Raw genomic sequence first — 19,645 nt, forward strand, 5'->3', positions numbered from 1 at the left:
GCTCAATTCTGCTGACTGGCCTGCTTCGTGGGCATCGGTCATTTATCCGACCCCAAGGCATTTTTCATGGATAGTGCGTTGCAACTGGACATTTCATTGAGCGCAGCGCTGCAGGCGATCGGTCAGGTCGGGGACCTCAGCATGGGCCAGCCACTCGGCCATTCCCGACGCGTTGCCGCACTGGCGCGCAGGCTGGCGCAGGTCTCACACGGCGATGGCGAGCACCTGAGGGTGGCGGAGCAGGTTGCCTTGCTGCGCTGGTCCGGCTGCACCGCCAATGCCGAAGGGTTTGCGGATCTGCTCGGTGATGACGTCGATGGCCGCCGCGCGATGCTCGACCTGACCCTGAGCAAAGAGGCCATGAACGCGGTGCATCAGGCGACCCCGCTGGCCGTTGTGCACTGCGAGGTCTCCGGCGAAGTCGCGAAAACCCTCGAACTGGGGGCCGCTGTCGAGGCAGGCCTGTGCCGCGTATTCGAAACCTACGACGGGACTGGCCGGCCGCTGGGCTTGACCCATGAGCACATTCCGGAGGTCGCCTATCAGGTGGTGCTTGCCGGTGATCTGGATATTCTCAGTCGAGCACATGGCTTGGACGCGGCGCTGCGCTGGATCCGCGACCAGTCGGATCGGCGCTATCCCGCTGCCCTCGCGTCGTTGCTCATGGATAACGCCAGGGCGTGGCTGGCAGACCTGGATGGCCGCTCTCAAAACCCGGTCCATGGGGAGGCCGAACGCTCCGTCTCGCTGACCTTGGTGGGGGACGTGATTGACTTGAAGTTACCCTGGCTGGCGGGGCATTCGCGGCGGGTGGCGCATGTCGCCATGGAGGCTGCGCGCCTGTGGGGGCTAGGTGAACCCACCCTGGCAGCGCTCGGAAAGGCGGCCCTCGTCTACGGTCTGGGTCGGGCAGCCGTTTCCAACCAGCTCTGGAACACCGCCGGGGCGCTTCCTTATGGCGCCGCGGAGCGGGTACACCTGGTTCCCTACTGGACGCAACAGGCGCTCAGGCCTATCAGTGAACTGGCCGTGCCTGCCGAGATTGCCGCCCATGCCTACGAACGGCTCAACGGCAGTGGCTACTTTCGAGGTGTGATGGGGGATGCACTGTGTGCCGAGCATCGACTGCTCGCCACTTCCGTAGCCTGGGTCGCACTCAGGGAAGCCAGGCCCTGGAGGGCGGCCCACGGCGAATCGGAGGCGGCCAGACTGCTGGAGCAGGAGGCCGCCAGTGGTTTGTTCGACAAGGCTGTATGCGAAGCGGTTATCGCCGCTGCACGTGGCGAGCGTCTGACTCATCAGTCGAAGAGTTCGTTACTCACCGCACGGGAGTGTCATGTACTCCTGGAAATCAGTCGTGGCGCCAGTAACAAGCAGGTGGCGCGACTGCTGGACATCAGTCCGAGCACCGTTCGCACCCACATGGAAAGCATATTTCGCAAACTGGAATGCTCGACCCGAGCTGCCGCGACCCTGAAGGCATTAACGCTGGGCTTGATCGCCTGATGCCGAGTCGCGGCAGGTTGATTATTCGAAGCTTGGCAACAAGAGGTCCGGCAGGCCTTCTCCTTTGACGTTCAACCTCGTACGGGGGAGGGCCGCGACCCGCGTGTGTTCATTTTTGGTGTTATTGAAAGTCATTATCATTTGATATATTCTCGCGACTCTTCCTCGCTTGAGTCGCTTGCGTGTCCAGGCCATCCGATCCTCATTCCACCGACGGCCAGTTCGAGAGCCATTCGAGTGAACTGCTGCACTTCCTCACACGCCAGGTGAAGTGCGCAGAACTGGCGGCCGACCTGCGCCAGGAGACTTGGTTGCGCTTTCGCCGGCGCGAGTCCGGGCAAGAGATCGGCAATCTTCGTGCGTTTCTCTATCGCATCGCGCGCAACCTGATCATCGACTACCGCCGTCAGCAAAAATCCCGCCCCGTCGAGGAGGAGATATCCATCGAATTGGTCAGTGCCCAGCCGGGTCCGGAGCGAGCGGCAAGCGACGCCCAGCGCCTGGAGCGACTGCAGCGCGTGGTCCAGGATTTGCCACCGCACCTGCGCCAGGCGTTGTTGTGGAATCGCCTGGACGGGCTGACCCAGCGTGAGATCGGCGAACGCCTGGGTGTCTCGGAAAGCATGGCCGGACGCTATATCCTGAAGGCCCTCGAACACTGCCAGCAGCAGATGGACCCGTAGCCGTGACTCATCCTTCGCTTCTCGATCAGGCCCGGCAATGGCAGGTGCTGCTGCATTCTGGCCGCGCCACCGCTGCCGATCGCGCTGCCGCGCAGGCCTGGCGCCAGGCGGCGCCCGAACATGAGCAGGCGTTGCGTGAGGTGGAAGGGCTGTGGTCGTTGCTCGGCCAGATAGAACGTCCGACCGAGCAGCCTCAGGTGCGCGTGCTGCGTCGTCGTCGACACTGGGCGGCTCCACTGGCCTGCGCCGCGATGCTGTTGCTCGCCCTGTGGCTACCGCGCGGCACCTGGATTGGCCTGTATGCCGACATCAGTACCCAGCCGGGGGAGGTGCGCGAGGTGCGTCTGGCCGATGGTTCGCTGTTGACCCTCAACGGCGATTCGGCGCTGGACTGGCAGTTTGTCGACGGTCGCCGCGAGGTCAGGCTGTACCGCGGCGAGGCGGATTTCCAGGTCGCCCATGACCCGGCCCGGCCGTTCATTGTCAGGGCCGGCGAGGCGCGCATCCGCGTCACTGGCACGCGCTTCGATGTGCGTCTGGAGGAGGGCGGTGTCGACCTCGCGGTAAGCGAGGGCCGCGTGCTGGCCTCCAGCGAGGGGTGCGAGCCGCTGCCCGTGGTGGGCGGGCAGCAGGTGCAGTGGCGCGGCGGGGCGCTGCAGGCGCCGCAAGCATTGGATGGGCGCCAGCGCTTGGGCTGGCAGCGCGGCAAGCTGGTGTTCCGCGACCGGCCGCTGGAGCAAGTGTTCGCCGAGCTTGAGCGAAGCCAGTCTGCGCGGGTGCTGTTTGTCGACGAAGCCGCTCGCCGGCTACAAGTGACCGGCGTGTTCGCCCTTGACGACCCACAGGCGGTGTTGAGCTCTGTGGAAACCACCTTGCCTGTGCGTCTGGTGCGCCTGCCGGGGTTGATTCTGGTCACGTCCCGCCGCTGAGGCCCGCGCCTGTCCCTTCAAAAAAAGAAAATATTTAGGCGGCGATGGTTCAGAAATCATCGCCGCCTTCGTCTTCCGTTCCTGCAAATGCGACTTCTTCGTATTGAAAGCCAAGGACATCAGCATGCGGTCGACCTCCTTCCTCGCGGCGCTAGCCGTTCTTCCCCTGGCCATTGCCGCCGCACAGGCGCAAGCCGTCGAGCTCGACGTGCCTGCCCAGCGGCTCGACGCGGCGCTCACCGATTTCGCCGAGCAGGCCGACGTGCGGCTGCTCTATGACGCCGGCCTGACCCGTGGCAGCGCCGTGGTGCCGGCGCTTAAGGGCGACTATTCGGTGGTCGACGGCCTGCAGCGGTTGCTGGAGGGCAGCGGCCTGACCTTCCAGACCGGCAACGACGGCACCATCACCCTGGTGCCGCTGCCCGAGCAGGGCTTGCTGGAGCTGGGCCCGACCACCATCAGCGGGCTCGCCGAAGGCCGTGTCGACCTGCCGGCCGAGTACGCCGGCGGCGAGGCGGCGCGAGGTGCCCGCATCGGTGTGCTGGGCAACCAGGACATGCAAGATGTGCCCTTCGCCTTCTCCAGCTACACCTCCGAGCTGATCGAGAAGCGCCAGGCGCAGACCCTGGCCGATGTGCTGGCCAGCGATCCGGGCGTGCGTCAGTCGTTCGGCTTCGGCAACTTCTCCCAGGTGTTCGTCGTGCGCGGGTTTCAGCTGTTCAGCGACGACATTGCCTTCAACGGGCTGTACGGCATTCTGCCGCGCCAGATCATCTCCACCGAGTCGGTCGAGCGGGTCGAGGTGTTCAAGGGGGCCAACGCCTTTGTCAATGGCGTGTCGCCGTCGGGCAGCGGTGTCGGCGGGGCGATCAACGTGGTCTCCAAGCGTGCCGAAGACACCCCCACACGCAGCGCCACCTTGGACTATGCCAGCGACAGCCGAGTGGGCGGGCACCTCGACCTGGGCCAGCGCTTCGGCGAGGACAACCGCTTCGGCGTGCGGGTGAACCTGGCCCAGCGCGAGGGCGAGACCGCGGTGGACGATGAGCACTCGCGCTTCAGCCTGGCCACCCTAGGCCTGGACTACCGCGGTGACCGTCTGCGCCTGTCCGCGGATCTCGGTTACCAGAAGCAACGGGTCAATGAGGGGCGCTCGGTGGTCTACCTCACCACGACGGGACCTACCAGCACACTCAACGGCAAGACGCCGTCGGCACCGGACTCCGACCACAACTACGCGCAACCCTGGAGCTGGTCGCAGCTCGAAGACACCTATGGCATGTTCAGCGCCGAGTACGATCTGTCGCCCACGTGGACCGCCTACCTGAGCGCAGGCGGCAAATACACGCGGGAGAACGGTGTCTACGCCTCCAACTACGTCTACGGCGCGAATGGCGACGCCCGTATCGGCCGCCTTTATTCGCCGCTGGACCAGGAAACCCTGAGCGCCGTCACCGGGCTGCGCGGCGAACTCGCCACCGGGCCGGTCAGCCACAGCATCAACCTGGCCGCCAACGGCATCTGGCAGGAAAAGCGCAACGCGTTCGAGACCACCGCGGCGGGCAGTCGTGGTTTCGGTAATCTGTATCAGGGCCAGCCCGTCGCCGAGCCACCGGCCACCAGCGTCTCCGGCGATATCCACGACCCGGACACCACCGCCAAGGTGCAGAACCGTAGCCTGGCGGTGTCCGACACCCTGGGCTTGCTCGACGACCGCGTGCTGCTGACCCTGGGCGTGCGCCGCCAATCCATCGGTGCCGACGCCTGGAGCGCGGCCAGCGGTGCCCGCACCTCCAGCTATCAGGAAAGCATCACCACGCCGGCCTATGGCCTGGTGATCAAGCCCACTGAGTACCTGTCGCTCTACGCCAACCGCGTCGAGTCTCTGCAACAGGGCCCGACCGCGCCGGCCGCCGCACTCAACAACGGCGAGATGTTCGCACCCTATCGCTCCAAGCAGACCGAGATAGGCGCCAAGCTCGACTGGGGCACCTTCGGTGGCAGCCTCAGCCTGTTCCGCATCGAACAGCCCCAGGGCGTGCTCGGTGGCGACGGCTACTACCGAGTGGATGCCGAGCAGCGCAATCGCGGCGTGGAGCTCAGCCTGTTCGGCGAGCCGCTGGACGGCTTGCGCCTGCTGAGCGGTGCCACCTGGACCAAAGCCGAACTGCGCGGCACCGCTGGTGGTCGCGACGATGGCAACCAGGCGGTGGGGGTGCCGAAATTCCAGTTCAACCTGGGCGCCGATTGGGATGTGCCCGGCTTGCCCGGGGTGAGCCTGAACGGCCTGCTACTGCGCACCGGCGGCCAGTTCGTTGACAGCGCCAACGACTACAGCATCCCCGCCTGGACCCGCGTCGACCTGGGCGCGCGCTATCGGACGAAAATGGATGGCCGCGGGGTGACCTTCAACGCGATGCTGGAGAACGTCGCCGATGAGAATTACTGGGCCTCGGCCAACGGTGGTTATCTGACCCAAGGGGCACCGCGTACGCTGAAGGTGTCGGCTACTGTGGATTTCTGAGGTTGCTGGCGATTAAAGAGGTGTCGTTGCAAGTTGTGTGATTACGCGAAAGGCGGTTTCACTAAACCCTCCGAGAGGCTGCATTTGTGGCCTCTGTTGTTATTGTTGTTATTGTTGTGATTGGGTCGATTGGCGCTTTTCGCTAGGCAGGAGCCGGCCCAGAGTGTGTAAAAACGCTTCGCCAAGATTGAAGTGCGCGCATCTACGTTAAATCTGAAATTTATCGGCACGTCAGCAGATGTGGATTTCGCGTAGAAGCGCGATTTTAAGTCCGGTTTTGAGTACCTGTCGCGCTCAAAAACGTTTTTACACAGCCTCGGCCAGAAGCTGCCCTTCAGGAAGGCCAGCAATCGTCCAGAAGCAGGCTTTCACCTACATTGACAAAGCAGCGGCCGATCCAATTGGCTATCGATTTAGAACATGTGGCTGTTTGTGGTCGAAAGCCGGTCGTGGGGAAGCAGCGAATGTACCGGGAATGTGCGTGAAACGTTGTCATCTTTCTTCCTTCAGATGTCCCGCGCACAGTCTCATCTGTTATTCTGATTCAAAAATCATGCGTGTGGATGAGACGCTATGTTGCATTCAATACAGTTATCAAGCGGTAGATATGTCGGCTAATTAATAGTTGGGGAAACTGAGTATGCACCGCTTAATAGCAAATGGACTTGTTTTCATCAGCATTGCGATATTGTGTTCTGGCTGCACATCCTATTCGTCCCAGCCGACAATCAACGAACACGTTGAATCCGAAGAAAAAGAAAATATCTTCAGCTTCAGTTACGAAATAAACTCTCCATGGAAAGATAGTCGCTTTGCCAGGGACGCATACGCAACGACACTAAAATTTATTCCAAGCGCGCAAAATACTAGCTCAAACCTTACAGCTTTACCCCTTCCTACCTTAGAAATAAAAATCTCGGAATTTTCATCTGGCGGCGCTTGCGCACAAGAATACTTAACGGGCTTGAGTCTTGGTTTAATTCCTAGTTGGTGTTCAAGGCCAAACCTTTTCAAGTTTAATTTCATACTGAATAAAGACCACAGCTTTTGCAGGCAAAGAACTTATTCAATAAGTTCCACGTCCTTCTCACATCTCACGATGATTCCCTTCGCCCTATTCAATGCGGAAAATCAACCATTAACGCTCTATCAGGCCGCGCTAAAAGATTTCCTTCAAAGAGGTCAATGTACAACGTCCTAACAGGTACGTTCACATGCTTCGCCCGCCGCTACGGAGGCCCCATGTCAAGCATTGGGGCCGTTTGAGGTGGAAACTTATCTTAGGTGACCGTCTGCTTCTGGCCGAGGCTGTGTAAAAACGTTTTTGAGCGCGAAAGGTACTCAAAACCGGACTTAAAATCGCGCTTCTACGCGAAATCCACATCTGCTGACGTGCCGATAAATTTCAGATTTAACGTAGACGCGCGCACTTCAATCTTGGCGAAGCGTTTTTACACACTCTGGGCCGAAAGCAGTCCTTGATGAGCACCGTAGATAGCCAATCTCTGACCCTCTCGACCTTGAGGCTAGGGGGGCGAAGCAACTGGCAGGTAACGATGAGCGCGCGCTATGAGATTAGCTCTGAAAGAAGGGGTGGATGTATTTGAACAGAAATGAATCTACCCTATTCTTTACACCATCAGCCGTTAGCCTGAAATAGACTGCCATCATCGTTCAACGGCCGAAAATAACCTTTAATACAGCTAATCTCACGTACGCAAATCTGGATATGGGTTTTTTCTCGAAAACTTGTCCCAGGATATAGTCCTACACCTTCATTAAAAGGTGATCGAGCAGTTTCGTAAGCGGGGAAATCAAGTTTTGTACGGGCTGTATGCATGTTCTAAAATACAGCGCAGTCCAAGTGACATTTCAGCAGGTCCAAGTCGCTTTCGAACCCTGGGCTATTAATCGGAAGAGGGTTGCCGGTGGCGGCTGCGGTTGCTTCCAATAGGGCGTAAGCGCTCTTAAGCTCTAATAAAGCACCTTCCTCGGTCAAGTTGAAGCAGAGACCAAGATCGAGGACAGCGCCGATGACATAAGGATTCTTGATTGCCCCTTTACCGCGCTTCTTGTAGCGCTTGATACTTTCAGCATAACTCAGAGCTCGCTCTGGACTATTTTCCCAAAAGTAGATGCCTTGCCCTAGCCAGTCATAGTCGTTAGTGCTTGGTGTAAGGGACTCGCCGGCAAGTACAGCCTCGCCGACATCTCGATCACATCCATGGAAGCCCAAAACGAACGAAGGGAGGTTTTGATACATTATCGATAAGCAGCCGTAAGTTCGCCTGCTTCAGAGTACACCCCCGTCTTCTTCGCAAATACCTTGGCTTCCTCCGGATCTTCAGAAAGGAATTGAGCCAACTGCAGCATTCGTTCAGCTGCGTCAGAATGGGAGTTGTACATCTGTTTTGATGATGCAGCGGCTTCCCCTCGGGGAGTCTTCGGTTTGGCGGCAGCAGATAGTTCTTTAGCCGTTGTAACTTTGGCCGGGGCTTTTAAATTAGCTGCGAGAGCTTTCACAGGCTCGGCGGTCTGGGCGGCTGCAATCTTAGATTTTTTGGCCATTTATAGCCTCCTGCGACACAATCCAGTGCTTGGCCGCTGTGGGTTGTTCTCTGTCGCTCATGGTCACGGATAGAAAAAACGGGCGTTCTCAGACGCCCGTAATTCCATCAGTTTTCAACCTGCGCCTGAAGCCGCCGACCAATCACCTCCAGCAAATCACACCCATCCCGCAGCGGAATCACCAAAAGCTGTGCAAAATCCGACAGCACCACGGTGTCGCTGGCGATCTCGGAGCGAAACGCAATGTTTTCCAAGACCTGGGTAACCACGCGAATACGGTAGTCAGCGGTTGCATGCAAGACGTCAAGCGGTGCTTGGGTATCGATGAGTAGGGACGCAGGGGTACAGTCGATGCCGGTGATAGGAACGTATCTTTCCATGTTTGAAGCTCCGATCTAGTGAGGTTTTAACCACTCAATCGTCGCCAAACAATTGGGTGGCAGTTGCACGCAGGTTGGCGAACCGGGATCGGAACCGGCAGACCCGAAGGTCTCCCGCGCACAACTGCCATAACGGACAGCCGCGCAAGTGTGCCAAAGCCATCGCAAAAAACGCAGCACTTTTGCACGTGATCCCAGGTCGCCAAACCTGATCGCCATTTGGGCGACGTGAGGGACTATAGATTTGCGCACCCAAGACGAACAAGGTGAGAGATTCCGAGGCCTTCGTAGGAATCATGAGAACTCTCCAAGGAAACGAACCGACTTTATCCATTTCTGTAGGAGCAATTACTCACACCGAAGAAAACCCCACCCCAACCCCGAGGCCGCGACATCCGGTATCCTGCGCCTCTGGAACACCATCCCGGCCCGAGGCGTTCCAATCGTCATCCCGGCCCCTCGAACAGTCTGCAAAGCAACGCAGCAGGAGGCATGCAATGTTGATAGGACATCGGTTCGAGCGCACCGCGCAGGGTGACCTGTACATCCATTCGCGCAACGTGGTGCAGAGCTTGGTCGTGTTGGTGATAGGGGCGTTGGCCTTTATCTTGCCGATGGCGTTCGCCGTGTTTTTGATGGTTGATGGGGCCTCGTTGATGGCGGAGGTGGATCCACTGTCCGCTCTATTGATGGTGCTGCTGTGGCTGCTGATTCCTGCCCTTGGCCTGCTGCTGGTGGTGTACACCGGCGTCCACGAGACGTTGGTGTTGTCGCGGGTCGACGGCGAAGGCAAGCGCCTGACCCGAAACTTTTTCGGGCGCCGCGAGTGTGTGCAATCGGCCTTCCGTATCGATGTGGCCAAATCCCTCGAACTGCGTCGCTCCCCGCAGGTTGAGCGAGCTCGCACCCAGCTGTGGCTGATACTGCGCGATGGCACCGCGCAGCGCCTGACCACCCACAACGTTCCGGTGGTGCCGGGCAGTCAACGCACGGACGTGTGGCTGCGGGAGCTGGCCGATTACCTGGGCGTGGCGTTGCCCACTGAGGTCGTCGAGGGGGCGGCGCCGGTTGTGAAGGTGCCCTATAGGCCAACTCCGGCCCCTAGCAGCGGCAAGGTAGTAAGGGCAGCCCGTCAGCGCCGGGAACAGGGTGACGCGCCTGCGCTTGAGCTGACTGAGAAACTGGGCGTGCCCGCGCGTGCCTTGCTCACGCTATTGGGCGCCTTCTTTGCGGTGCTGGAACTGACTAACGTCATGACCTTGGTGCCGGCCATTTTTACCGGGCGGCTGCGCGTCAGTGGCTTTCGAACGGGCTCGACGACGTTCTATTGGGCCGAGCAGCCGCTGAGCTTTTCCTTCAACTTGCTGGTGGGTGTCGCCGAGGGCGTGATCGTCGGCTTTATTGCCTGGGGTTGCCTGCGCGTGGCGATCCAGGGGCGCATGAGCTCCAAGACCTGAGAGCGGTCGATTCGGTCGTCGTTGGGTTGGAAGGTTGAGAGGGCGCGGCGCAACTGAATGCGATTTTTAAACATCTACAGAGGAGACGAGTATGGAGCGCGACAACGACAGCAGCGCCTACATCACCACGACGCAAGCACTGGAAAGCCTCTACGGCCCCGTCGCGACGCCCTCGATGCTCAAGGAAGTCGACCATATCCATCCGGTTTACCAGCCCTTCATAGAGGCTGCATCCTTTGTGATTCTTGCTTCCTCAGGCCCCGGAGGCTTGGATGCGTCTCCGAGGGGCGATGCGCCGGGGTTCGTTCATGTCCACGACAGCAAGACGCTGTATTTGCCCGACCGCCGCGGCAACAACCGTATCGATTCGCTGCGAAACATCGTTGAGGATCCCCGGGTCGCGCTGCTTTTCCTCGTGCCCGGCGTGGGGGAAACCTTGCGCGTGAATGGCACGGCCAGGATATCCATCGAGCCAGCCCTGTTGTCCCGCTTCGCAGTGAAAGGGCAACTCCCTCGAACCGTTCTGGAAGTCACCGTAACCAGTGTTTACTTCCAGTGCAGCAGGGCGGTGGTCAGGGCGGGGCTATGGGATGTGAAGCGGCAGATCGAGCGCAGTGCACTGCCCACGGCAGGCGAGGTGTTCAAACGCATTTGCCCATCGCAGGTCGATGGCGACGCTTATGACAAGGCACTGCCGGAGCGTGTTGCCAATACGCTTTACTGACGGTTTTTTAAAGCACTCCAATACCCAGTCCGAGAAACCTGGGCATTGCCTGTTGTTATCGATAAGCCGAGGTGCAGTCCCCCTAAGATCATTTATTTGAAATGACCTCACTCATGTATTGATGCAGATCGCGCAGGTCGTTGACGCTCCAAGGGTGCGGCGGGATCTTCACGCCATTCTCTTTCAAGGTCCTTGGAATCAGGTTTCCATTGGGGCGAAGTATGATTGAAGAGACAATCACACCCGGGTAATCGGTCAGTCGTTTCTTGAAGGCGGGTGTCGTAAGGTCAGGGGTTGGCGGGCTGCTTTTCTTGGCCAATGGTCCTGTTCCCTTGATGTCCGCGCCATGGCACACGGCGCATCGCTGAAGATAGAGTGTTTTCCCATTGGCGTTGTCCGCGAAGGACGCTGACGCTTGCATGAATGACAAGATGCCGAGTAGAGCAACGGATGATGTTTTGATGTTCATGTGACCGGTACAGCTGATTTGAATGGCTGACGCAACCTGCCAATTGGGCCAATGAATTCACGTGAGCCTTGGCGCCGAGCATGAGGTAGCCGGGCAGGGCGGATGCCAAGTGATGGTTGACTGTCCAATGGTTCGTTTCATGGAGGATAAACGGTGGTGCTGGTTCCAAAGCTGACTCCCTGTCGTAGTGCGGTTAGGACCGATCCTTCAACTATGTAACATTTTTCAGCCGTGCGCTGACAGGCAAGATTGATGAGAACCTGTGGCGAGGGAGCTTGCTCCCGCCGGCCGCGAAGCGGCCCTTCGAACAAGCCCTGAGATTTGGCTTGGTACACAGGTTTTCAGGACTGCTTTGCAGTCCAGCGGGAGCAAGCTCCCTCGCCACGGGGTTTGTGTTGGTCGGTGGACCGAGTTGTCGGCTTTTAGGGCCGCTTCGCGCCCCAGCGGGGATAAATCCCCTCGCCACAAGAAGGGGCGGCGGGATGTCGCTCAGCGCAGTTCAATGGTGTTTGTGGCGAGGTTGCAACTACCCTTCGAACTCCGTCTTCAACATCGTCAAAAACGCTTCCCTGGCAGGATGCCGGCCAGCGTTTTCATGCCAGTAGAACAGGTTGTCGATGCCCGTCAGCTCAGGGAACTCATACCCTGTCCAGCCAGCCCCCTGGCGATACTGCTCATAGATCCCACGAGGCACCAGCGAGACGCCGGCACCGGCACTGACGCAGCCGACGATGGCGCCATAGCTGGCGATGCTGATGATCGGTTGCACTTGGTCATGGCGCAGCAACCACTGCTCCAGGGCAAGGCGGTACGGACAGCCCGGGGGCCACATGAAGATGGCCTTGCCTTGCAGGTCTGCGGCGTTGCGCAAGGGGCCGTGGGATTCGGAGGCGATGAGCATCAGGTCTTCGCGGTACATCACGGCGCGCTTGAGCCCCGGCCGTTCCACATCGACCGCCACGATCACACCGTCGAGCCGATGGTGCTGGGTATCGTCCAGCAACTGTGCCCAAGTCCCCGTGCTCAGTTCCAGCGACACCTGAGGATACTGCGCGTGGTATTTGGCCAATAACTGAGGCAGGCGCCCGGTGGCGCTGGATTCGATGGCGCCTATGCGCAGCGGTCCGCTTGGCGTGTGGCTGGGGTTTACCGCGCGGCGGGCTTCCTCCGTCAGGCCGAGGATTTTGGTCGCGTACCCCAGGAACACCTCGCCCGCCGGGCTGACCCGCAAGCCGCGACCTTCACGAAAAAACAACGGTGTACCCAGCTCCCGCTCCAGGGATTTGAGCCGTGCCGTGATGTTGGACGGCACGCAGTGCAGCACTTCGGCGGCACGGGCGATGCTGCCGGTGTCGCAGACGGTCTTGAGCATGCGCAGTTGGGACAGTTCCATGGCTCACCCAAAGTGAATGGTTGGCTGAGTTTAAGTCACTTGTATTGATGATGGGTGGTTTTGATACTGCGGCGTAAATCGACCAGACGCTCAGTGCGCAGGAACTCTGAATGGAAACCCGATGTGTGCCGTTGGAAGGCTTGAAGAACCCCTGCAGACCCCGCGTGAAATTGATTCTGGCGACGCTGTTCGTGATTCTTTGCTGGGCCTATTCGCCGATTGGTATTCGCATCGGCTTGCAGGCTTACGAACCGGGTCAGCTGGCATTGATGCGGTTTCTCATCGCTTCGGTGTTCATGGCTGTCGTCGCGATAGCAAAGGGTATTTCTTGGCCGCGTCTCGGGGATTTACCGTTGCTGGCGGTATTGGGTTTCTTTGCCGTGAGTCTGCACCACATCGCCCTCAATTACGGTCAGCGGGGTGTCAGTGCTGGGGCGGCCAGTATTCTGGCCCAGTCCACGCCTTTGTTCAGCACTTTGCTGGCGCATTTTGTCTTCAAGGACAGAGTCGGCGCTTGGCAATGGGGCTGTGTCCTGTGCGGCTTGCTTGGTGCTGCCGTGGTCGTCACGGGGGATCGAGGCTTGGGCGACATGGACGTCCGTGGGCTATTGATCCTGCTGGCGGCGCTGTCCTGGAGTGTGTATTTCGCTTTGCAGAAGCACCATACCCATCGCTACGACGGCTTGACCCTGGTTTGCTACACCGTCTGGTCGGGCACACTCCTGTTGTTCATTTTCGCGCCGGGCATGTTGAGCGCGGTGCGACAGGCTTCGGCTTCGGTGAACCTGGCGGTGTTGATTCTCGGTATTTTCCCCAGCGCGCTGGCGTACCTTGCTTGGGCTTACGTGCTGGCCCACAGCGACGTGAGCCGCGCTTCCATGGCCCTTTACCTGATACCGCCCACGGCGATGTCGATGGCTTGTCTAGTCCTGGCCGAACGCCCAGCGGCGATGGTGATGGTTGGGGCGGTTATCGTGTTGGCGAGTGTGCTTGCGTTGAATTTTGAGCCGGCGAAGGTGGCAAAAGCCGCCGCTGACTGAGGATTACCTGACCGGATGGTGATGTGCCAGGCCGGCTGACGCGGATCGATCGTTCCCATGCTCCCGCGTGGGAATGCCACCAGGGACGCTCTGCGTTCCGCCCTTGGCATGTGACGCAGAGCGTCACGGGATGCATTCCCACGCGGAGCGTGGGAACGATCAACGCAGCGCCCCTTATTTTTTAACCTGATAATCCTGGCCCCACACGCGCACGGTGTTGATTTTCTCGTTCAACCCTTCAAACACAAACTTCTGCCGCACGGCCGTCTTCGGCGGAATGGTGACTTCATCCGGGTTTTCAAACCCTGCGAGCTTGTTGGCGTAACCGGCCTGGTCGATGGCGAGCAAGGCGCCCGTCTGGCCAAGGTTGATCAGGCGCAGTTGGGTGTCGGTGCTGTTCTTGAAGCCGAGGGTGACGCTGAAGGTGTCGTCGACGGGCTCCAGCTTCAGGACTTCGATGGTGACGCGGTCTTTCAGTTGCTCATTGGAAGAAATGATCGTCGCGCCGTCGGCACCCTGGGCCGATTCGCGGCCATCGAGCACGCCTTCGCTGACGCCGCCCAACAGGTTCTTGCCGGCGGTAATGAAGCTTGAGACGGCTGCCTTGGTCGAGTCCTTGATGAGGCTGCCGTCGGTTGGCTCGCCTTCGGCGAAGCACAGCGAGCTGAGCAAAAGGCTGGAGACGAGGAGGGTGGAGCGTGACGGCAGAAGGTTCATACCTGAGTCCTTGAGGGGGGGCAACGACATCGCCCGTCAACGGGGCGAACGGCAATGATAGCCGTGATCATGGGCCGCTAGCGATCTGCTTCCTTGAGTTTTTCCGACATCTTCACCAGCGTTGCCAACGAGTCTGCATTCATCTTGCGCATCAACGACCCGCGCCGCACTTTCACGGTCACCTCGCTCAATCCCAGTCGGGCGGCCACCTGCTTGTTCAACAGCCCTGACACGACCAGGTCCATCACCTCGCGCTCGCCGTCAGTCAACGCGTCATGCCGACGTTTCAGAGCGTCGACACTCGCCGCGGCCTTGCGCCGTTCCTGGTCGCGGTTCAGGCCCAGGGTGATTGCATCGAGCAGGTCCTGTTCGCGAAACGGCTTGGTCAGGAACTCCAGCGCCCCGGCCTTCATGGCTTTGACCGACATGGGAATGTCGCCATGGGCGGTGATGAACACCACCGGGACCTGGATATTCAAACGCGCCATTTCCTGCTGGAAATCCAGCCCACTCAGGCCCGGCATGCGCACGTCGAGGATCAGGCACGCCGGAACGTCCGGCCGTTCGGCGTCCATGAATTCACGGGCCGAGCCGAAGGCCATGCTCGCCAGGCCCACGGAGGCCAGCAGGTCTTGCAGGGAGGCCCGTACCGAAGGGTCGTCGTCGACGATGAAGACCCTCGAGTCGGGCTGGTCATGCATGTCAGTCTGGCTCATCGGATTCCCTTGTGACGGCGGGCAGGGTGAAGTGAAAGGTCGAACCTGAGGGCGAATGGCTGGTGGCCCAGAGTCGTCCGTCATGGGCCTCGATGATCGAGCGGCTGATGGCCAACCCCATCCCCATGCCGTCCTGCTTGGTGCTGTAGAAGGCGTCGAACACCCGTTCGCGGTCGCTGGCCGGCAAGCCATTGCCTTGGTCGGATACCGAAAAGAGCAGTTGCCCAGGCGATTCGAGCGTCACCTGAAACTGCAGAACCCGCTGGTCGACGTCAACCTGACGCATGGCGTCGAGCGCGTTCATCGCCAGGTTCAGGATCACTTGCTGGATCTGCACTTCGTCCGCCAGCATCGGCGGCAGTCCGTCCTGGACCTGTACCTGCAAGGTGATGTTCTGCTCGTTCAGCTCGCCCGTCATCAAGCGCAACGCGGCATGGACCGTGTCGGCCACGTTCAGCCACTGCTTCGTCGGTGCTTGATGCCGGGCCATGCCGCGCAACCGAGCGATGATGTCGCTCGCCCGGTGGGTGTCGGCGATGATCCGCTCCACCGCCTGGCGGGCCTTGGGCAGGTTGGGCGGCTCGGTCGCCATCCAGCGCAGGCAGGCACCGCCGCTGGCGGCCACGGCAGCCAGGGGCTGGTTGACTTCGTGGGCAATCGAAGCGGCGAGTTCGCCGAGCATGTTGATGCGGGCGATGTGCGCCAGGTGGGCGCGGGTCTGGTGCACCGTGCCCACGGCGGCCGAGAGCCGCAGCGCCAGGTACGTCGTGCCGGCGATGGCCGCGAGGCTGATCAGCACGTTGATCAGCCCGGCCTCCGTGTCGCCAAATCGCGTCAGCCGATAACTCAGGATCGTCAGGACCATGCAGATCAGCGCTACCCCTGCCACGGCGCGTGCCGGCAGGATTCTCACCGCGATCAGCACCACCACGATCTGGAAGACCCCGACCGCGATTTCCAGGTCGGTGACCGTATCGATCGCCGCGATGCCGAGGGCCAATCCCAGCAGGAGCACCAGACGCAGGGTCAACTGGGTTCTTCTCATTGAATGTCCATCGCGCATTGCTCCAACGACCGATCCCCGCAGTTTATACCGCAGCACCTCAGGATGGATTGTCCAGGCTGAACTGATCGGCCACTTCGTCATAGGCGAACAACTCGGCGTAGCGCCCCCATTGCGTGACACAGTCCAGCGTAATAGCGGCATCGTGCTCGGACATGAAATCTTCCAGTTGGTCTCGGAAACGCCTGGCCGGTGCGGTGCGGGTGGGGCGGTCGTCCAGCACCCGGCGCACATGCCCCACCAACGGCACATATTTAAGCAGGTGCCGGGCAAACAGGTGCTTGCGCTCATCCACCGCTGACTCGGCGTAGCGCAGCCCGGCCGGCAGGAGGGTGATGTGGCCGTCCTGCAGGTCGGCCAGGCGCAGGAGCTGCAGCACCTCGGCGACCGGCAAAAGATCACTGGCGGTGTAGCGCAATGCGTCGGCGAGCTCGCGCAAATCCGCTTGGCCGGCAAACGGCTGATCCTGCACCGCTTCGATCAGCCCGGCCAGGGCATTGCTGGAAATCGACGGCAGGACCATGCCCACGCCGCTGCCTGCAAAGGTCTCCTGGCGTGCGGAGCCGACATTCGCGCCGCCGGCCATCTGCACGTAAATGTGTTCGACCAAGGCTTGGAACGCCGGGTCGGCGCGATTGCGCGGCTGGCTGAGGTCCACGACGATCTCACTCATGACTCGCCCCGGGTTGGAGGAAAAAATCAGTATCCGGTCACACATCAGCACGGCTTCTTCGATGTTATGGGTGACCATCAGGATCGACCTGATCGGCATGCGCCCCTCACGCCACAACTCCAGCAGATCGGTGCGCAGCGTTTCGGCGGTCAATACGTCCAGGGCGGAAAACGGCTCGTCCATCAACAACACATCCGGGTTGACCACCAGTGCGCGGGCCAGGCCGACGCGCTGGCGCATGCCGCCCGACAGTTCCTTGGGGAAGGCGCTTTCGAAGCCGTCGAGGCCGATCATGTCGATGGCGGCCAGCGCCCGTCGACGTCGCTCGGGCGCCGCCACGCCTAAGGCTTCGAGGCCGACCTCGACGTTCTGTAGCACCGTCAGCCAGGGGAACAGGGCGAAGCTCTGGAACACCATGCGCACCGAACTCGCCAGCCCTTGGGCATTGGGCGGAAAATCCACCACTCCCGTGGTGGGCGAAATCAGGCCCGCGATGGAGCGCAGCAAGGTCGATTTGCCGGAGCCCGAACGCCCCAGCAGGCCGACGATTTCGCCCTCGTCCAGGCGCATGCAGACATTGTCCAGGACCCGGCGCTCGGCACCGCCAGCCGTGCCGTAGACATGGCCGACTTGCTGCACATCCACCAGGCAGCGTTTGTCTATTACTTGCATGGGATTGCCCTCAATCAATTCGAAGCCGACGTTCGGCGAAACCGTAGAGCGGACGCCACAGCAACCGGTTGAAACCCACCACGAAAATCGACATGACCACGACGCCCAGCGCCACCCGATGCAGATCCCCGGTCGTGGTGGCCTGGGCGATAAAGGCACCCAAGCCGGACGCATACAGATGCTGATCACCCCAGGACACCGCCTCGGCGACGATGCTGGCGTTCCATGAGCCACCCGCTGCCGTGAGGGCACCGGTGATGTAGTAAGGGAAGACGCCCGGCAGCGCGACCTGGCGCCACCACTGCCAGCCGCGCACATGGAAGCTGCGCGCCGCCTCGCGCAAATCCGTCGGCAGGGCGCTGGCACCGGCAATCACGTTGAACAGGATGTACCACTGGGTGCCCAGGATCATCAGAGGCGAGAGCCAGACATCGGGGTTGAGTTTCAGGGCGACGATGGCGATCACCGCGAACGGAAACAGCACGTTGGCGGGGAAGGCCGCGAGCAATTGCGCGACGGGTTGCAGGCGTTCGGCCCAGCGCGGGTTCAAGCCGATCCAGACTCCGATGGGCACCCACAATACGCTGGCCAGCACGATCAGCACGCTGACTCGCAACAGGGTGGCCAGGCCCAGGCCGAAGGTACTGGCGACGTCATCCCAGCCCAACGTGCTGCCAATGAAGCGCGACAAGTACAGGAGGCCGGCGATGCAGGCCGCGGCGACCAGGGCGAGCCAGGCCAGGTCGGCGGCGCGGTTGACGCGGGCGCTGGTCTTGAAGCGGATGGACGGCAGCCGCGGGATCTTTTCCAGAAACAACGAGGCCTTGATGCTGCCCAGCGCCAGCAGCACCAAGGGCACCAGGCGAGTCGAGCGCAGTAGGTCATAGACCCTGGACCGTGGGCGTTTCTGGGAGGCGGTCTGTTCGAAGCGGAATTTGTCCGCCCAGGCGACAATCGGCCGGAAGAACAGCAGGTCATAGGCAATGATCACCCCAACCATGGCCAGCACCGCCCAAGCGATGGCGGCGATGTTTTGCTGCTCGATCGCCAGTGCCAGCCATGAACCGATGCCCGGCAGGCTGACGGTGGTGTCGCCGACGGTAATGGCTTCGGACGCGACGACGAAAAACCAGCCGCCGGACATCGACATCATCATGTTCCACACCAGGCCCGGTGTGGCGAAGGGCATCTCCAGCCTGACGAAACGTTGCCATGGCGAAAACGAGAACTGTCGGCTGACATCGTAGAGATCGTTGGGCACGGTTCTCAGCGATTGATAGAAACTGAAAGTCATGTTCCAGACTTGGCTGGTGAAGATGGCGAAGATGGCCGCGCACTCCACGCCGGTTTCCTTGCCCGGGAACAGTCCCATGAAGAACACAACGGTAAAAGTGAGAAAGCCCAGGACTGGCACGGATTGGAGAATATCCAACGCCGGCAGGATCACCATGGCTGCCTTGCGGCTTTTGGCTGCCAAGGTGGCAATGACCAAGGAAAAAACCAATGAAACAAACAAGGCAATGAACATGCGCAACGTGGTGCGCAAGGTATATTCCGGCAGGTGCACCAGGTCCAGGGACAGTGGCGAAGCGTCCAGCACGCCGAGGGGCTGGTTCATCTGATCCAGGCCATGGAATACAAAGGCAGCCAAGAGTACCAGGAGGCCCAAGGACGCTATGTCGGCGCGCCAGGAATGGGCGGGGAGTTGTTCTCTGTTTTTGAAGGGCGTCAATGCAGGTGCAAGGAATGAAGGGCGCATGGATCACCTCTATTACGCTTTGAAAACCAGGGCTGCGACCACACTTGCGATCAATGGACGTGATGACGTTGAAGCGCACTTGAACGGGGGCGTTAAGTGCCCGGCAAGATTAAGTGTTGCCCGGGTCGATGACCACGCTGACTTGGGACATGAAAATATACGTTGGTATATCCGTTCCCTTTGGTGAGAGAAGCATGCAGTAGGGCTTTATCTTTTTTTGCTCATTGACGTTGCGCGAGGAGGGTAGAAGGGCGTGCGTCTGATCCGTATTTTTCTGCGCCAGGTGCCTCTGTAATGAACCCGGGCCCGGCCCCAGAATAACCACGCGGTTAGCCTAGTGAGCTGCCGTGTACTGCAATTTTTTGGTCCAGG

17 protein-coding genes and 1 pseudogene are annotated in these 19,645 nt (G+C 60.3%); 7 read left to right on the plus strand and 11 right to left on the minus strand.

Annotated features, from left to right (window positions below; translation table 11 throughout):
* Nucleotides 1–66: 66 nt before the first annotated feature.
* The 4 genes from BLP82_RS10390 to BLP82_RS10405 all read left to right on the plus strand — a co-directional run bounded on the left by BLP82_RS10390 (nucleotide 67) and on the right by BLP82_RS10405 (nucleotide 5,642).
* A complete protein-coding gene (locus tag BLP82_RS10390) occupies nucleotides 67–1,506 on the plus strand; it encodes an HD domain-containing phosphohydrolase (RefSeq protein ID WP_092167245.1) in 1,440 nt (479 codons plus the stop codon).
* Nucleotides 1,507–1,688: 182 nt separating this feature from the next.
* Nucleotides 1,689–2,189: an RNA polymerase sigma factor gene (locus BLP82_RS10395; protein ID WP_092167248.1), complete on the plus strand. Its 501-nt coding sequence runs from the start codon at nucleotides 1,689–1,691 to the stop codon at nucleotides 2,187–2,189.
* 2 nt (nucleotides 2,190–2,191) lie between these two features.
* The gene (locus tag BLP82_RS10400; RefSeq protein ID WP_092167250.1) at nucleotides 2,192–3,118 is read left to right on the plus strand and encodes a FecR family protein; all 927 of its coding nucleotides are present in this window, start codon (nucleotides 2,192–2,194) and stop codon (nucleotides 3,116–3,118) included.
* A 124-nt stretch (nucleotides 3,119–3,242) separates the two neighbouring features.
* A complete protein-coding gene (locus BLP82_RS10405) occupies nucleotides 3,243–5,642 on the plus strand; it encodes a TonB-dependent receptor (RefSeq protein WP_092167253.1) in 2,400 nt (799 codons plus the stop codon).
* Nucleotides 5,643–7,485: 1,843 nt separating this feature from the next.
* On the opposite strand, the gene BLP82_RS10415 is transcribed toward BLP82_RS10405, so the two are convergent.
* The 3 genes from BLP82_RS10415 to BLP82_RS10425 all read right to left on the minus strand — a co-directional run bounded on the left by BLP82_RS10415 (nucleotide 7,486) and on the right by BLP82_RS10425 (nucleotide 8,590).
* Nucleotides 7,486–7,905, minus strand: a complete 420-nt coding sequence (locus BLP82_RS10415) for a hypothetical protein (protein WP_256574138.1) — start codon at nucleotides 7,903–7,905, stop codon at nucleotides 7,486–7,488.
* On the minus strand, nucleotides 7,905–8,210 hold the full coding sequence (locus tag BLP82_RS10420; RefSeq protein WP_092167258.1) for a hypothetical protein: 306 nt from the start codon (nucleotides 8,208–8,210) through the stop codon (nucleotides 7,905–7,907). Before BLP82_RS10420 ends, BLP82_RS10415 begins: the two co-directional genes overlap by 1 nt.
* A 107-nt stretch (nucleotides 8,211–8,317) precedes the next feature.
* The gene (locus tag BLP82_RS10425; protein WP_092167261.1) at nucleotides 8,318–8,590 is read right to left on the minus strand and encodes a hypothetical protein; all 273 of its coding nucleotides are present in this window, start codon (nucleotides 8,588–8,590) and stop codon (nucleotides 8,318–8,320) included.
* Nucleotides 8,591–9,087: 497 nt separating this feature from the next.
* Here BLP82_RS10425 and BLP82_RS10430 point away from each other — a divergent pair, with 497 nt between their 5' ends.
* Entirely contained in the window at nucleotides 9,088–10,047 is a 960-nt protein-coding gene (locus BLP82_RS10430; protein WP_092167264.1) for a hypothetical protein, read from the plus strand.
* A 91-nt stretch (nucleotides 10,048–10,138) separates the two neighbouring features.
* The gene (locus BLP82_RS10435) at nucleotides 10,139–10,771 is read left to right on the plus strand and encodes a pyridoxamine 5'-phosphate oxidase family protein (RefSeq protein WP_092167266.1); all 633 of its coding nucleotides are present in this window, start codon (nucleotides 10,139–10,141) and stop codon (nucleotides 10,769–10,771) included.
* An 88-nt stretch (nucleotides 10,772–10,859) separates the two neighbouring features.
* On the opposite strand, the gene BLP82_RS10440 is transcribed toward BLP82_RS10435, so the two are convergent.
* From BLP82_RS10440 to BLP82_RS10450, 3 genes and pseudogenes are all read right to left on the minus strand, one after another.
* The gene (locus BLP82_RS10440) at nucleotides 10,860–11,192 is read right to left on the minus strand and encodes a c-type cytochrome (protein WP_371914130.1); all 333 of its coding nucleotides are present in this window, start codon (nucleotides 11,190–11,192) and stop codon (nucleotides 10,860–10,862) included.
* A gap of 88 nt (nucleotides 11,193–11,280) precedes the next feature.
* Nucleotides 11,281–11,409 (minus strand): annotated as a pseudogene (locus tag BLP82_RS31585) (HIT family protein); the annotation flags it as partial.
* A 357-nt stretch (nucleotides 11,410–11,766) separates the two neighbouring features.
* On the minus strand, nucleotides 11,767–12,633 hold the full coding sequence (locus tag BLP82_RS10450) for a LysR family transcriptional regulator (protein ID WP_092167272.1): 867 nt from the start codon (nucleotides 12,631–12,633) through the stop codon (nucleotides 11,767–11,769).
* A gap of 110 nt (nucleotides 12,634–12,743) precedes the next feature.
* Here BLP82_RS10450 and BLP82_RS10455 point away from each other — a divergent pair, with 110 nt between their 5' ends.
* Nucleotides 12,744–13,673 (plus strand): DMT family transporter, encoded by a 930-nt coding sequence (locus BLP82_RS10455; RefSeq protein ID WP_092167274.1) that lies wholly within the window; start codon nucleotides 12,744–12,746, stop codon nucleotides 13,671–13,673.
* A 174-nt stretch (nucleotides 13,674–13,847) separates the two neighbouring features.
* On the opposite strand, the gene BLP82_RS10460 is transcribed toward BLP82_RS10455, so the two are convergent.
* The 5 genes from BLP82_RS10460 to BLP82_RS10480 all read right to left on the minus strand — a co-directional run bounded on the left by BLP82_RS10460 (nucleotide 13,848) and on the right by BLP82_RS10480 (nucleotide 19,273).
* Nucleotides 13,848–14,390: a hypothetical protein gene (locus BLP82_RS10460; protein WP_092167277.1), complete on the minus strand. Its 543-nt coding sequence runs from the start codon at nucleotides 14,388–14,390 to the stop codon at nucleotides 13,848–13,850.
* Nucleotides 14,391–14,467: 77 nt separating this feature from the next.
* Entirely contained in the window at nucleotides 14,468–15,106 is a 639-nt protein-coding gene (locus BLP82_RS10465; protein WP_092167279.1) for a response regulator transcription factor, read from the minus strand.
* A complete protein-coding gene (locus BLP82_RS10470; protein ID WP_092167282.1) occupies nucleotides 15,093–16,151 on the minus strand; it encodes a sensor histidine kinase in 1,059 nt (352 codons plus the stop codon). Before BLP82_RS10470 ends, BLP82_RS10465 begins: the two co-directional genes overlap by 14 nt.
* 58 nt (nucleotides 16,152–16,209) lie before the next feature.
* Nucleotides 16,210–17,514 carry an ABC transporter ATP-binding protein gene (locus tag BLP82_RS10475; RefSeq protein WP_092167284.1) on the minus strand — a complete coding sequence of 435 codons (1,305 nt, stop codon included), beginning with the start codon at nucleotides 17,512–17,514 and terminating at the stop codon, nucleotides 16,210–16,212.
* 10 nt (nucleotides 17,515–17,524) lie between these two features.
* The gene (locus BLP82_RS10480; protein ID WP_092167287.1) at nucleotides 17,525–19,273 is read right to left on the minus strand and encodes an ABC transporter permease; all 1,749 of its coding nucleotides are present in this window, start codon (nucleotides 19,271–19,273) and stop codon (nucleotides 17,525–17,527) included.
* Nucleotides 19,274–19,645 lie beyond the last annotated feature (372 nt).

The sequence above is a fragment of the Pseudomonas sp. NFACC37-1 genome, from assembly GCF_900101575.1.
GTDB classification, from domain to species: domain Bacteria; phylum Pseudomonadota; class Gammaproteobacteria; order Pseudomonadales; family Pseudomonadaceae; genus Aquipseudomonas; species Aquipseudomonas fluorescens_AA.

Coding starts and splice junctions, on each gene's coding strand:
- BLP82_RS10390 (WP_092167245.1), top strand. CDS start 67: ATGGATAGTGCGTTGCAACTGGACATTTCATTGAGCGCAGCGCTGCAG.
- BLP82_RS10405 (WP_092167253.1), top strand. CDS start 3,243: ATGCGGTCGACCTCCTTCCTCGCGGCGCTAGCCGTTCTTCCCCTGGCC.
- BLP82_RS10415 (WP_256574138.1), bottom strand. CDS start 7,905: ATGTATCAAAACCTCCCTTCGTTCGTTTTGGGCTTCCATGGATGTGAT.
- BLP82_RS10420 (WP_092167258.1), bottom strand. CDS start 8,210: ATGGCCAAAAAATCTAAGATTGCAGCCGCCCAGACCGCCGAGCCTGTG.
- BLP82_RS10425 (WP_092167261.1), bottom strand. CDS start 8,590: ATGGAAAGATACGTTCCTATCACCGGCATCGACTGTACCCCTGCGTCC.
- BLP82_RS10430 (WP_092167264.1), top strand. CDS start 9,088: ATGTTGATAGGACATCGGTTCGAGCGCACCGCGCAGGGTGACCTGTAC.
- BLP82_RS10435 (WP_092167266.1), top strand. CDS start 10,139: ATGGAGCGCGACAACGACAGCAGCGCCTACATCACCACGACGCAAGCA.
- BLP82_RS10440 (WP_371914130.1), bottom strand. CDS start 11,192: ATGCAAGCGTCAGCGTCCTTCGCGGACAACGCCAATGGGAAAACACTC.
- BLP82_RS10450 (WP_092167272.1), bottom strand. CDS start 12,633: ATGGAACTGTCCCAACTGCGCATGCTCAAGACCGTCTGCGACACCGGC.
- BLP82_RS10455 (WP_092167274.1), top strand. CDS start 12,744: ATGGAAACCCGATGTGTGCCGTTGGAAGGCTTGAAGAACCCCTGCAGA.
- BLP82_RS10460 (WP_092167277.1), bottom strand. CDS start 14,390: ATGAACCTTCTGCCGTCACGCTCCACCCTCCTCGTCTCCAGCCTTTTG.
- BLP82_RS10465 (WP_092167279.1), bottom strand. CDS start 15,106: ATGAGCCAGACTGACATGCATGACCAGCCCGACTCGAGGGTCTTCATC.
- BLP82_RS10470 (WP_092167282.1), bottom strand. CDS start 16,151: ATGAGAAGAACCCAGTTGACCCTGCGTCTGGTGCTCCTGCTGGGATTG.
- BLP82_RS10475 (WP_092167284.1), bottom strand. CDS start 17,514: ATGCAAGTAATAGACAAACGCTGCCTGGTGGATGTGCAGCAAGTCGGC.
- BLP82_RS10480 (WP_092167287.1), bottom strand. CDS start 19,273: ATGCGCCCTTCATTCCTTGCACCTGCATTGACGCCCTTCAAAAACAGA.